A 12,441-nucleotide genomic window follows, 5' to 3' on the forward strand; every position below is an offset into this window, starting at 1 on the left:
ATCGCTTTGTTGATACCTTTTCGTTTCTGCCACCGCGGCGCGGCGGATGGCAAAAATGCAAAGAGCGTCGTTACGCGTGTCACTGATTTATAAAACAGCGTTTCTATTGCATCAAAAGGCGTTGTCAATTTTGCGAGCCAGCCATCAGAATCGACTGATGACTGGCGAAAAGGCAGGCAGTTAGCGGTAGTTAACGATGACGGAATTGCTCTGAACTTTCAGCGCCGGGATCAGCCGACCGCCGCCGGGCACCTCCCAGATAAAGCGCAGCGGCTCAACGGCCGGCACGCCGCTGAAGGCCTGGGTGCTGCCGTTTTCCCCGTCGAGTTCGGTACAGCGGGTCTGGGAGCAGAGGCGCACGCGCAGCCCGGCCGGCGTCGGGCCAATCAGCCTATAGTTCCAGACCACCAGGCTCATCAGGCCGTTTACCGGCTCGCCCGCCGAAAGCGGGTTCGAAGACATCGACTCGCCGCGATGATTCAGGGTGATACCCATGCTGCTGGCCTGCCACATCCCCTCGCCTGCGGCCTGCGCCGCCAGCGGGAAAAGTAAAATGACTAACCATTTGCGCATTATTTCCCTCCAATGGTTGCCGTCATGCGAATATGACGATTGTCCGACAGCTCCAGGTTCGACAGCACCACCAGCTGGCTCAGGCTGCGGCGCAGGAAGCGCGACAGCAGAGGACGCAGCGCGTGGTTAACCAGCAGCACCGGCGGCGCGCCCAGCATCTCCTGGCGCGCGAGCGCCTCCTGCGTTTGTTCCAGCAGGCGGTCGGCAAGGCCCGGCTCCAGCCCGCCGCCGCCCTGCAGGGCCTGCAGCAGCAGGCGCTCAAGCGGCGTGTCGAGGCCGATAACCTGCACTTCCCCCGTACCCGGGAACCACTGCTGGGTAATCGCGCGGCCCAGCGCCACGCGCACCACGGCCGTCAGCTCGTGCGGATCGCTTTGCAGCGGCGCGTGCTCGGCCAGCGTTTCCAGAATGGTGCGCATATCGCGAATCGGCACTTTTTCGTCGAGCAGGTTTTGTAGCACCTTGTGCAGCGTGGTTAATGTCACCACGCCCGGAACCAGATCTTCCGTCAGCTTCGGCATCTCCTGGGTGACGCGGTCAAGCAGCTGCTGCGCCTCCTGGCGGCCAAACAGCTCCGCCGAGAACTGCCCGATCAGGTGGTTGAGATGGGTCGCCACCACGGTGCTCGCCTCAACGACGGTGTAGCCCTGAATCTGCGCCTGCTCTTTGAGCGCGCTCTCAATCCAGATGGCGGCCAGGCCAAAGGCCGGGTCGATCGTCTGCTCGCCCGGCAGCGTCCCCGCCGCCGTGCCGGGGTTAATCGCCAGCCAGCGCCCCGGATAGGCGTCACCGCTGCCAATTTCCACCCCTTTCATCAGGATGCGGTAGCGCGCGGGCGGCAGGTCCATATTGTCGCGAATGTGAACTACCGGCGGCAGGAAGCCCATGTCCTGGGCGAATTTCTTACGGATGCTGCGAATGCGCCCCAGCAGCTCGCCGTCCTGCTGGAAGTCCACCATCGGGATCAGGCGATAGCCCACCTCCATCCCCAGCGTATCTTCCAGCTGAACGTCGTTCCAGGTCGCCTCGACGGCCTGGGTATTTTCCGGCATTTTGACGGGCGCAGGCTCTGCGGCCGGTCGGGTTTCGCGGCCGCGCATCCACCACGCCAGGCCCAGCAGCGCGGCGGTAAACAGCAGGAATACCAGGTTCGGCATGCCTGGCACCAGCCCCAGCAGCCCCAGCACCGCGGCGGCCAGCAGCATTACGCGCGGGTTGCTGAAGAGCTGCCCCACCATCTGCTCGCCCACGTCCTGGTCGGTGCTGACGCGGGTCACGATCACGCCCGCCGCGGTGGAGATCACCAGGGCCGGGATCTGCGCCACCAGGCCATCACCGATGGTGAGCAGCGTATAGCTTTCCGCCGCGTGGCCCATGTCCATGCCGTGCTGCAGCACGCCCACCAGCAGGCCGCCCACGACGTTAATCACCATGATCAGGATGCCCGCGATGGCGTCACCGCGCACGAACTTGCTCGCACCGTCCATGGAGCCGTAGAAGTCCGCCTCCTGGGTCACCTCGGCACGGCGCTTTTTCGCTTCATCCTCGGCGATGATCCCGGCGTTCAGGTCGGCGTCGATCGCCATCTGCTTGCCCGGCATCCCGTCCAGCACGAAGCGCGCGCCGACCTCGGCGATACGCCCGGCGCCCTTGGTGATGACCATAAAGTTGATGATAACGAGGATCACGAATACCACGATGCCGATGGCGAAGTTGCCGCCCACCAGGAAGTGGCCGAAGGCTTCAACCACCTTCCCCGCCGCCGCCGCGCCGGTATGGCCCTCCATCAGGATGATGCGCGTGGAGGCCACGTTCAGCGCCAGGCGCAGCAGCGTGGTAAACAGCAGGATGGTCGGGAACGCGGCGAATTCCAGCGTGCGCTGGGTGAACATCGCCACCAGCAGCACCATAATGGACAACGCAATGTTGAAAGTGAAAAGCAGGTCGAGGATGAACGCCGGCAGCGGCAGTACCATCATCGACAAAATTAGCAGGATGAGAATCGGCCCGGCAAGGATCTGCCATTGCGTCGATTTCAGGTTGCCGGGCAGGCGCAACATTGCCACCAGATTAGCCATCAGTGTCCTTCTCGTTCAAAAAATCCAGCGCATCAGGCACCGGAAGGTTCTCAGGTTTCGCAGGCCGTTGACCGCCCGCCAGGCGCCAGCGCTTCAACTGCCATACCCACGCCAGCACTTCCGCCACGGCGGCGTAAAGCTGGCCCGGGATCTGTTGTCCGATTTCCGCGTGGCGGTACAACGCACGCGCCAGCGGCGGCGCTTCAAGAATGGGAACGCGGTTCTCGGTTCCAATCTCGCGGATGCGCAGCGCAATCAGCCCCGCCCCTTTAGCCACCACCTTCGGCGCGCTCATTTTGTTTTCGTCATAGCGCAGCGCAACGGAATAGTGCGTCGGGTTGGTGACGATAACGTCCGCCTTCGGGACGTCTTCCATCATCCGACGGCGCGCGGCGGCGCGCTGCATCTGGCGAATGCGTCCCTTAATGTGCGGGTCGCCTTCCATTTGCTTATATTCATCGCGAATGTCCTGGCGGGACATGCGCAGCTTCTTGATGTGGGTATAAATCTGGAAGATGACGTCAAACCCCACCATCGGAATAATGCTCAGCGCGACCAGCAGCGCGCACAGGCCGACCAGGTTCATCGCGTTGCTCATCGCGCTCAGCGGCGATTCGCCGATCAGGCGCATCATCTCGGGCCAGTGATGCAGCAGGAAAAAGCCCGCGGCGCTGCCCATCAGCGCGGATTTGAGAATCGCCTTCACCAGCTCGGCGCCGGTCTGGGCCGAGAACATGCGCGCAATGCCGGGGAGCGGATTCAGCTTGGAAAACTTGGGCTGGAGGGATTTACCGCTAAAGACCAGGCCACCGAGCAGCACGGGCGACACCAGCGCCACCAGCACCAGGCCGACGATCAGCGGCAGCAGCGCCACCATCGCCCCTTTCACCAGCAGGATTATCTGGCTCAGGATCAGGTTCGGGTCGTTGACCATGCTGTGGTCGAAGCGCAGCCCGGCAGAGAGCATCCCCGCCAGCCTGCGGGCAAGCCACTCTCCTCCCCACCAGATAATGCACACGCCAACGACCAGCATCAGCAGGGACGTCAGCTCGCGGGATCGGGGGATTTGCCCTTCCTCACGCGCTTTTTCAAGCCGGTGGGGTGTGGGGGCTTCCGTTTTGTCGTCGTTCTCTTCTGCCACAGTGCCTGCTCGCAGCCCATTAATTCAGGGGTATCATGCCACTGCGTCACGCTTCCAATGGGCGAATAAAGGCACATAACCGGGTCTTTTTAGTCAGTTTAGGATTGAGGAGGTACCGCCTGGCGGCTTAAAGAAAAGTGAAAAACGCAAGCGCCGCTGAGCGGCGACATTTGTAGATTATTTTTAGTTCAAAATAAATTAAGAAAAACTTAATTCACCGCTGACTTTGATCACAATAGTGGATATATTCTTACATACCACGCACAAAGTGTTTTGTGAATTTACTGAGATGATAAAAACATGTAAACCACATAAACCATGGATATAAGATATTTATTTTTTATTAATTAGCAGAGTAATAAATCTCTTGAGGGATATTTAATATATCCTCCATCGCCTTACCTCGATATAAATAATCGTTATACTTCCCTGCGGCGATAATCCTTCAGCTTTTTTATCGCCAACTAAAATGTTTTTCAACTCAGGAAATTATTCAGATGGATTTTACAAAAAACATTATTGCGGGTGCCATATTCGCAACGCTGTCGATGAGCGGCTTCGCAGCGGAAATGAATGCGGGCACCATCCACTTCACCGGGGAAATTATCGAGCCAAGCTGCACCATTCAGGGTGACAGCGGCACGGACAGCACCGTTCCTTTAGGCACCTTTCCTACGACGTTCTTTACCGAAGTCGGTAAAGAGTCCACGCTCGTTCCTTTTTCCATTATTCTCGCCAACTGCCCGTTAAAAAGCGACGGACTGCCCGCCATACAGCTCACCTTCAACGGCCCAACGGCGCTGACCGGTTCAAACACGCTGCTTGACGTGAGTAAAATCACCACCGCGCGCGACGAAGCGGCAACGGGCATCGGCGTCGCCGTTAGCCCGGCAGGCAAAAACGACCGCTTTATTACCATGGACGGCGCGGAAGAACAGGTCTATATCGAGCTGGCAACTCGCACCTCGGACACCATCAAAGCCGATTTTAATGCCCGGTATAAATCCTTTGCTGCTGACGTGACAGCGGGTGCGGCCGATGCCGATATGACGGTTAATATTCTCTATCGTTAACGCCGTTCACGCGTAATTTATACTTCTCGATTATCGCAATATGCCGTTTGAGGAGAATTGACAAGATAATAGTTCGGTTCATTTCCGGACTATTATCTCCTTTCCCCTTTTTATTTAAGGTTTCCCCATGCGCACATCAGTAAAAATATTATTATGCTTTCCCGTCATGGCGAGCATGTTTTGTCACGCAGCGGGCGTGCAAATTGGCCGTACGCGCATAATCTACGATGCCGCGAAAAAAGAAGTGTCCCTGCCTTTGCAGAATAATGAAAAAGAGCTGCCGTGGCTTATTCAATCCTGGACAGATACCGGTGACGGAAAAACGCGCGGGCCGTTTATTGTGACGCCACCGCTTTTTCGTCTCGACGCGCAAAAAGAGCAAAGCCTGCGCATAACGTGGAACGGCACGCCGCTTCCCACGGATAAAGAGACGCTGTTCTACCTGAACGTGCGCACCGTTCCCGCAACCAGCGCGGATGATGAAGATAAAAACGTCCTGCGCCTGATCTACAAAACGCGTCTGAAGCTGTTCTGGCGCCCGACAGGGCTTGTCGGCTCGCCGTCAGAAACCTGCCAACGCCTGCGCTTCGTCCGCCGCGCGGGTCAGCTCACCGTCATTAACGACGGCGCGTTTTACAGCGTGTTTGACTCGCTGTCCCTTGGGACAACGAAAATAGAAAAAGCGGATATGGTCGGGCCCGCGTCCAGCGTCACGCTTTCCCTCCCGGACGTCGCGGTGGGTAAAAACGTCAGCTGGCGCTGCATCACGGATTACGGCAATGCATCCGACAAATTTACCTCTCCCCTTGTGCAGGATGACTAAACCACCATGTTTACAGGACGTAACGCACGGTCATACAGCAGGGCCTTCCCGCTCAACCCGCTACTGCGCTGCCTGGGAGGCGTTATTTTCGTGGCAAGCTGCTCCCTTGAGGCACGAGAGTATCGCTTTTCCCCCTCCTCTCTGGAAGGCGACATGCTGAGCGAGCAGGAAATTGACCTTTCCCTGTTTTCAAAATCGAACGCGCAGCTTCCGGGCACCTACGCGTCAAAAGTGACGATCAATACGCGCCGTCGCGCCGATGCCAAAATCACCTACGTCAGCTCGCCAGGCGGAGCGTTGGCGCCACAGCTCACGCCAGACATGCTTCGCGCGTGGGGGATTAACGTCGATCGCTATCCCTCGCTGCTGGCGATTGCGCCCGACGAGACGCTGCCTGAACCGCTGGGCCACTATATTCCTCTGGCGTTCGCTCAGCTGGATTTCTCGACGATGACGCTGGCGCTAAGCATTCCGCAGGCCGCAGTTGGCCAGGCCAGTCCTGACTATATCGATCCGTCGCGCTGGGACGACGGCGTGCCCGTGCTATTCAGCGACTATACGCTTTCCGGCGCGGAAAACCGGAGCGACGGCAGCGACCGCACGGCTAATCGCTACCTGAACGTCCGCACTGGGGCAAACCTGCTGGGCTGGCGGGTGCGTAACTACAGCACGTGGAGCCTGTCTGACTCCGAAAGTCAGTGGGCGAACCTCAGCACCTACGTGCAGCACGACGTCGATGCACTTAAGGCGCAGTTCACCGCAGGCGAAAGCAGCACGCGGGGCGAAGTGTTTGATAGCGTGCAATATCGCGGCGTCAACCTCGCGTCCGATGAGGAGATGCTGCCCTACAGCCAGCGGGGCTTCGCGCCCGTCATTCGCGGGATTGCCAGTTCAAATGCGGAAGTTTCCGTGCGCCAGAACGGCTATCTCATCTATCAGCAGAACGTTGCGCCGGGCGCGTTTGAGATTAACGATCTTTACTCGACCACCAACAGCGGCGATCTGGAGGTCACGGTCAAAGAGGCCGACGGTACCGAGCACCGTTTTACGCAGCCCTACTCCAGCATCGCCGTTATGCAGCGCCCCGGGCACGTTAAATTTGAGATGACGGCCGGTCGCTATCGCGCCGACAGCGCCAGCAGCCAAAAGGAGCCCGAGTTCCTGCAGGGCAGCGCCATTTACGGCTTCAATAATTTCATGACCTGGTTTGGCGGGCTGACGCTCTCCCAGGATTACAATGCGGCCAATACGGGCGCAGGCGTGTCGCTCGGCCCGTTAGGATCGCTTTCGGCGGACCTCACGCTTGCACGCACTCATCTCGACAACGACAGTGAGCACACGGGTCATTCCCTGCGCGTGCTCTACACCGGAAAAATAGACGCCACCGACACCAACCTCACGCTCGGCAGCTACCGCTACTCCAGCCGCGGCTACTACAGCTTTACTGACGCCAATCAGAAAATGGACGAGCATGAGGACGATCTGCTGTTTCGATACAACAAGCGCAGCCGCATCCAGGCGAGCCTAAGCCAGACCGTCTCTGGCGTTAGTCTCTATCTCAACGGCTATCAGCAGGACTACTGGGGAACGTCGAAAACAGAGCGCAGCCTGTCGGCAGGCTTTAACACCGTTATCAGCGGCGTCAGCTACCACATGGCCTACAGCTACAGTAAAGCCGATGGGGAAGCGACCGATCGGATGGTGTCGTTCGGCCTCAGCGTCCCACTGTCAAAATGGCTACCCCGCGCCTGGAGCAGCTATAACATCAGCAATAGCCAGCACGGCTCAACGCGTCAAAATATCGGTCTTAGCGGCACGCTGCTGGACGACGAACGCCTGAGCTACTCTTTGCAGCAGAGCTACGCCAACCACGGCGAAGACGATACCAGCAGCCTCTACGGGAGCTACCGTTCGCAGTACGCCAACCTCAACGCCGGGTATTACACCGCCACCAACGGCTCTCAGCAGCTTAGTTACGGCATCAGCGGTGGGGTTGTGGCCCATCCGCACGGCGTCACGCTTTCACAGCCGCTCGGCAGCCAGTTTGCCATCGTAACGGCCAACGACGCCGCCGGGGTTCGTTTTCAAAACCAGCGTGGCGTACAGACGGACTGGCTGGGCAACGCCGTGATCCCTTCGCTGACGCCTTATCAGGCGAACACCATTCGTATCGACACCGCTACCCTGCCGGACGACGTTGACAGCAGCGATACGGCGGCCACCGTCATTCCCTCACGTAACGCCGCGGTGGTTGCCCGCTTTGATGCGCACGTGGGCTATCGGATGCTGATCGCCCTGTCGCGCCCGGGCGGACAGCGCGTACCTTTTGGCGCCGTCGCCAGCTGCGAGGCCGCGGCGACAAGCGGGATTGTGGGCGATACCGGCACCGTCTATCTGGCGGGCGTCGGGGAGTCGTCACGGCTTGCGGTGCGGTGGGGCAACGCGCCCAGCCAGCAGTGTACGGCCCTCATTTCACCTCAGACAACACGGCAAAGCGTCAGCCCTAACGGTATTTATTCGGTCAGCGCGCTTTGCCAGCAGGAACCCATTCATGATGAAAAACGTTAAGAAACATGCGGCAACCTGCCTCCTCGGTGCCGCGCTAAGCCAGGCCCCGCTGGACGCCTGCCGGGCCGCAACCCTGCTAAAAAACTGCTTCAGCGTACCGCAAACCTATACCATCTCATACGATCACGCGATTTCGTCCACCGAAAACAAAGCGGGTCGCGATTACGATATTCCCGATCATCTGGTTGGAGCAGGCGGATCCGTTGAGGCAAACTGCTCCTGCCCCGGGAATCTTTTCTCCTCAAGCCGGGTCTACGAAGTCACCTACGCCGGGAGTCCGCTTAGCTCGGGAATAAACGGTTACGGCTATCTTACGGATAAAATAGACGCCGATATCACCGGCTACTCGGACGCCATTCACTCTCCGGACGGTAGCTATCTGGTCCCCATTCATATCAACCAGTACCCGACGTCGCGCGGAAATATGTCCAGCGTGCTGGAAACGGTCCTGTCGGTTCCCGTGAGTGAAGCCAGCGTCTGCAGCGCGGATACGCAGCCCGACGGGGCCAGCGAGATTAAGCGCAAGTTCCGCTGGAACGTCGTGGCGATGTTGCTCCACATCAAGAAGCCCATCCTGGGGGAAGAGGTCATTCCGCCAACGCTCATCGCCCAGAACTATGCGTGCCTTCAGTTTGGCAGCGGTTCAGCCTGCGATCCCACGCAGGCTGAACACGTTTCTGATATCTGGTTTGGCGGCACCCTTTCGGCTCCCCTCAGCTGCACCATCAACGAAGGCAGCACCATTGAGGTCGAGTTTGGCTCTATCGTCAGCAAGCAGTTCGTCAGTAAAGGGCAACCGCCTCAGGGCTTCGCACTAAAGAACGTCGATATCGCCTACCATTGCGACGATAACGCGGTGGGCAATTCCGATCGCATAAAGCTTACCCTCTCGGCCGATCAGGGGGTCGCGGACAGCAGCGCGCCCTATATCGCAAAGCTGCTTAACCGAAACGACCTCGGGGTGCGCATTTATGATGAAAACGGCAAAAACGTCGATCTGGACGGCAGCTTCGAGTTTCCGGTCACGATGGATGAACAGGGAAATGGCGTGGTGAAAATTCAGGCCGTGCCGGTGAGCACGACGGAGGCGACGCCCGAGCCGGGCAGTTTTGAAGGCAACGTGACGGTGAAGATGGATCTTCGCTAACGCGGCTACCCTCAGGTTGAACAACCAACCTGGGGGTAGCCGCTGTGCGTCAGAAGCCGAGGCTGTCCAGCAGGTCGTCGACCTGATCCTGGCTTGCCACCACGCCCGCTTTAGACGCGTCGAGCTGCGGCCCGTTGAGCAGGCTTTCGTTCTCGCGCTTCGGACGGGCAGCTGGCTCCGGCATGTTCTCCAGCAGCACCATCAGCAGCTGGCGCTCAATCTCCTGAATCACGTCCATCATGCGCTTGATCACCTGACCGGTCAGGTCCTGGAAATCCTGCGCCATCATGATGTCCAGCAGCTGGGCGTTGGTGAAGCTGGTGTGCCCCGGCACGTCGCCGAGATACTGCCGCGTATCGGTGACCAGCTCGCGGGCGTCGGCCAGCTCGATGGGGTTTTCGAACCACGCATCCCAGCGCTTGCTCAGCGCCTTCGCGCCCTTCTCCATCGCGTCCTGGTGCGGCTGCGAGGCCTCGACGCTGTTCAGCGCGCGCTCTGCCGCCTGCGCGGTCATCTGTACCACATAGTCCAGACGGTCGCGCGCGTCGGGTATTGCTTCCGCCGCTTCGGCGATAGCCTGGTCCAGCCCCAGCTCGCGCAGGCTGTCGCGCAGCATGCGCGTCAGGCTGCCGATTCGGACGATGATGTCGGTGGGCGAATGTTCTTCAACGGGTTTCATTGCAGGTTGCATCATGACCTTCACCTCACATGCCGAGTTTCTCGAAGATTTTGCCGAGCTTCTCTTCGAGGGTCGCCGCGGTGAACGGTTTCACCACGTAGCCGCTCGCGCCCGCCTGCGCGGCCGCGATGATATTCTCTTTCTTCGCTTCCGCGGTGACCATCAGCACCGGCATCGCGGCCATGCCCGCATCGGCACGAATGGTTTTCAGCAGCTCCAGGCCGTCCATGTTCGGCATGTTCCAGTCAGAGATAACAAAGCCAAACCCGCCCGCCTGCAGCTTGTTCAGCGCGTCAACGCCGTCTTCTGCCTCTTCAACGTTGTTGAAGCCCAGCTCTTTCAGCAGGTTGCGCACAATGCGGCGCATGGTGGAAAAGTCATCCACAACCAAAAACTTAAGCTCTTTATCCGCCATCTAATTCTACTCCTGAGTCAAATACGTATTGCCTGTCCGGCACTGATTTTCGCCAGCATCTGCTGGCTTACCTGGCTAAGATCGACCACTTCGCTCACGCCACCCATATTGATGGCCTCGCGCGGCATGCCGAACACCACACAACTTGCTTCATTCTGCGCAATCGTCCAGGCTCCGGCCTGGTGCATTGCAAGCATTCCGGCGGCGCCGTCGTTGCCCATCCCCGTCAGGATCACCCCAACGGCGTTGCGCCCCGCGTGTTTCGCCACCGAATGAAACAGCACATCCACCGACGGACGGTGCCGGTTAACCGGCGGCCCGTCATGAATTCTGATTTGATAGTTCGCCCCGCTGCGCGCCAGCTCCATATGCTTGTCGCCCGGCGCGATGTAGGCATGCCCCGGCAGCACGCGCTCGCCGTCTTCCGCCTCTTTCACGCCGATCTGGCACAGCTTGTTCAGGCGCTCCGCAAACGAGCGGGTAAAGCCCGGCGGCATGTGCTGGGTAATCAGAATACCCGGGCTTGAGAGCGGCAATGGCTGGAGTACGTGGCGAATTGCCTCTGTTCCTCCGGTTGACGCGCCAATCACCAACAGTTTCTCCGAGCTGAGCAGCGGCCCTGCCTTCAGGGCGGCCGGTGCCGCCATCGGCTTATGCGCCGCCAGCTTCGCCCGCGACGCGGTGCGGATCTTCTCGGCAATCATTTCGCTGTAGGCCAGCATCCCCTCGCGGATGCCGAGCTGCGGCTTGGTCACAAAGTCCACCGCCCCCAGCTCCAGCGCGCGCAGGGTAATTTCCGAGCCTTTCCCGGTCAGGGAGGAGACCATCACCACCGGCATCGGGCGCAGGCGCATCAGCTTTTCGAGGAAATCAATGCCGTCCATGCGCGGCATTTCGACATCCAGCGTCAGCACGTCGGGGTTGTATTTTTTGATTAAATCCCGCGCAACTAAGGGATCGGGCGCCGTTGCCACCATCTCCATATCGCTGTGGCTATTGATGATTTCGGTCATGATCTGGCGCATCAGCGCCGAATCATCGACCGACAATACCCTGATTTTACTCATGCTTTTTCCTTACTCAGCGCATACACCGTCTGCCCACGCAGGCTAAACTCGCGCGCGAGGTTGCTAAAGTTTTCCGAGTGCCCGGCAAACAGTAAACCGTCAGGTTTGAGCAGCGGCACAAAGCGACGCAAAATGTCCTGCTGCGTCGTTTTATCAAAATAGATCATCACGTTACGGCAAAAGATGGCGTCAAACGGGCCCGGCACGCTGTACTGCTTGTCGAGCAGGTTGAGCGAGGCAAATTCGACGCAGTTCGCCAGCTCCTGGCGCACGCGTACCAGCCCCTCATGCGGGCCGGTGCCGCGCATGAAGTAGCGCTGCAGCTGCTGGGGCGACAGCGTTTTGAGTTCGTCCTGGCGATACACGCCGCTGCGGGCTTTCTCCAGCACCTCGGTGTCGATGTCGCTGGCGTATACCTTCCAGCGTCCCGGCGCCATGCCCAGCGTATCCGCCAGGGTGATCGCCAGCGAGTAGGGCTCCTCCCCGGTGGAGGCCGCCGCGCTCCAGACGCGATACTCTCCGGTGCGACGACGCGCGTGCTCCGCCAGGACCGGAAAGTGATGGCCCTCGCGGAAAAACGCGGTCAGGTTGGTGGTCAACGCGTTGATAAATGCCTGCCATTCGGCGCTGTTCTGGTTCGCTTCGAGCATGCTCAGGTAGCGGCCAAAATCATCCAGTCCCAGCGTACGCAAACGCCGTACCAGACGGTTGTAAACCATGTCTCGCTTATGGTCGGCAAGCACGATCCCCGCACGCAGGTAGATTAACTGACATATCCGACGAAAATGCGCGTCGGACAGCGCGAGGCGCTGTGTCATCTGCTGCAATAATGACGTTTGCCCTGAGGGCATAGGTGATGTCATAGCGCCTTCTCAAT

The 12,441-nt window shown here is 59.2% G+C and carries 11 protein-coding genes; 4 read left to right on the top strand and 7 right to left on the bottom strand.

Annotation, left to right across the window (positions count from 1 at the left end; translation table 11 throughout):
* Positions 1-180: 180 nt before the first annotated feature.
* Genes V1599_RS15725 through flhB form a run of 3 tightly spaced genes read right to left on the bottom strand, consistent with a single transcriptional unit; the run spans position 181 to position 3,792 of the window.
* The gene (locus tag V1599_RS15725; protein ID WP_297120899.1) at positions 181-576 is read right to left on the bottom strand and encodes a flagellar protein FlhE; all 396 of its coding nucleotides are present in this window, start codon (positions 574-576) and stop codon (positions 181-183) included.
* A complete protein-coding gene (gene flhA, locus V1599_RS15730) occupies positions 573-2,651 on the bottom strand; it encodes a flagellar biosynthesis protein FlhA (RefSeq protein ID WP_112012409.1) in 2,079 nt (692 codons plus the stop codon). The genes V1599_RS15725 and flhA overlap by 4 nt, the downstream gene beginning before the upstream one ends.
* Positions 2,644-3,792, bottom strand: coding sequence for a flagellar biosynthesis protein FlhB (gene flhB, locus V1599_RS15735; RefSeq protein WP_112012408.1), 1,149 nt, complete (start codon positions 3,790-3,792; stop codon positions 2,644-2,646). The genes flhA and flhB overlap by 8 nt, the downstream gene beginning before the upstream one ends.
* A 497-nt stretch (positions 3,793-4,289) precedes the next feature.
* Between flhB and V1599_RS15740 the strand changes: the two genes are divergently transcribed.
* From V1599_RS15740 to V1599_RS15755, 4 genes are all read left to right on the top strand, one after another.
* Positions 4,290-4,865, top strand: a complete 576-nt coding sequence (locus tag V1599_RS15740; protein WP_112010709.1) for a fimbrial protein — start codon at positions 4,290-4,292, stop codon at positions 4,863-4,865.
* Positions 4,866-5,040: 175 nt separating this feature from the next.
* The gene (locus V1599_RS15745; RefSeq protein WP_395300389.1) at positions 5,041-5,688 is read left to right on the top strand and encodes a molecular chaperone; all 648 of its coding nucleotides are present in this window, start codon (positions 5,041-5,043) and stop codon (positions 5,686-5,688) included.
* Between the two features lie 6 nt (positions 5,689-5,694).
* Complete coding sequence (locus V1599_RS15750; protein WP_395300390.1) at positions 5,695-8,256, top strand: fimbria/pilus outer membrane usher protein; 2,562 nt, start codon at positions 5,695-5,697, stop codon at positions 8,254-8,256.
* Positions 8,240-9,403: a fimbrial protein gene (locus tag V1599_RS15755; RefSeq protein ID WP_258458408.1), complete on the top strand. Its 1,164-nt coding sequence runs from the start codon at positions 8,240-8,242 to the stop codon at positions 9,401-9,403. Before V1599_RS15750 ends, V1599_RS15755 begins: the two co-directional genes overlap by 17 nt.
* A gap of 49 nt (positions 9,404-9,452) precedes the next feature.
* Here the strand turns inward: V1599_RS15755 and cheZ are convergent, their stop codons facing one another.
* From cheZ to cheR, 4 genes are read right to left on the bottom strand one after another with little or no spacing between them, the layout of a single operon-like run.
* Entirely contained in the window at positions 9,453-10,097 is a 645-nt protein-coding gene (gene cheZ / locus V1599_RS15760) for a protein phosphatase CheZ (protein ID WP_112010706.1), read from the bottom strand.
* 10 nt (positions 10,098-10,107) lie between these two features.
* Positions 10,108-10,497, bottom strand: a complete 390-nt coding sequence (gene cheY / locus V1599_RS15765) for a chemotaxis response regulator CheY (RefSeq protein WP_112010705.1) — start codon at positions 10,495-10,497, stop codon at positions 10,108-10,110.
* A gap of 17 nt (positions 10,498-10,514) precedes the next feature.
* Entirely contained in the window at positions 10,515-11,564 is a 1,050-nt protein-coding gene (locus tag V1599_RS15770; protein WP_395300391.1) for a chemotaxis response regulator protein-glutamate methylesterase, read from the bottom strand.
* Complete coding sequence (gene cheR / locus V1599_RS15775) at positions 11,561-12,427, bottom strand: protein-glutamate O-methyltransferase CheR (protein WP_395300392.1); 867 nt, start codon at positions 12,425-12,427, stop codon at positions 11,561-11,563. Before cheR ends, V1599_RS15770 begins: the two co-directional genes overlap by 4 nt.
* Positions 12,428-12,441: the final 14 nt, after the last annotated feature.

The organism is Enterobacter sp. ECC-175, from assembly GCF_043968675.1.
Classification (GTDB): Bacteria; Pseudomonadota; Gammaproteobacteria; order Enterobacterales; family Enterobacteriaceae; genus Enterobacter.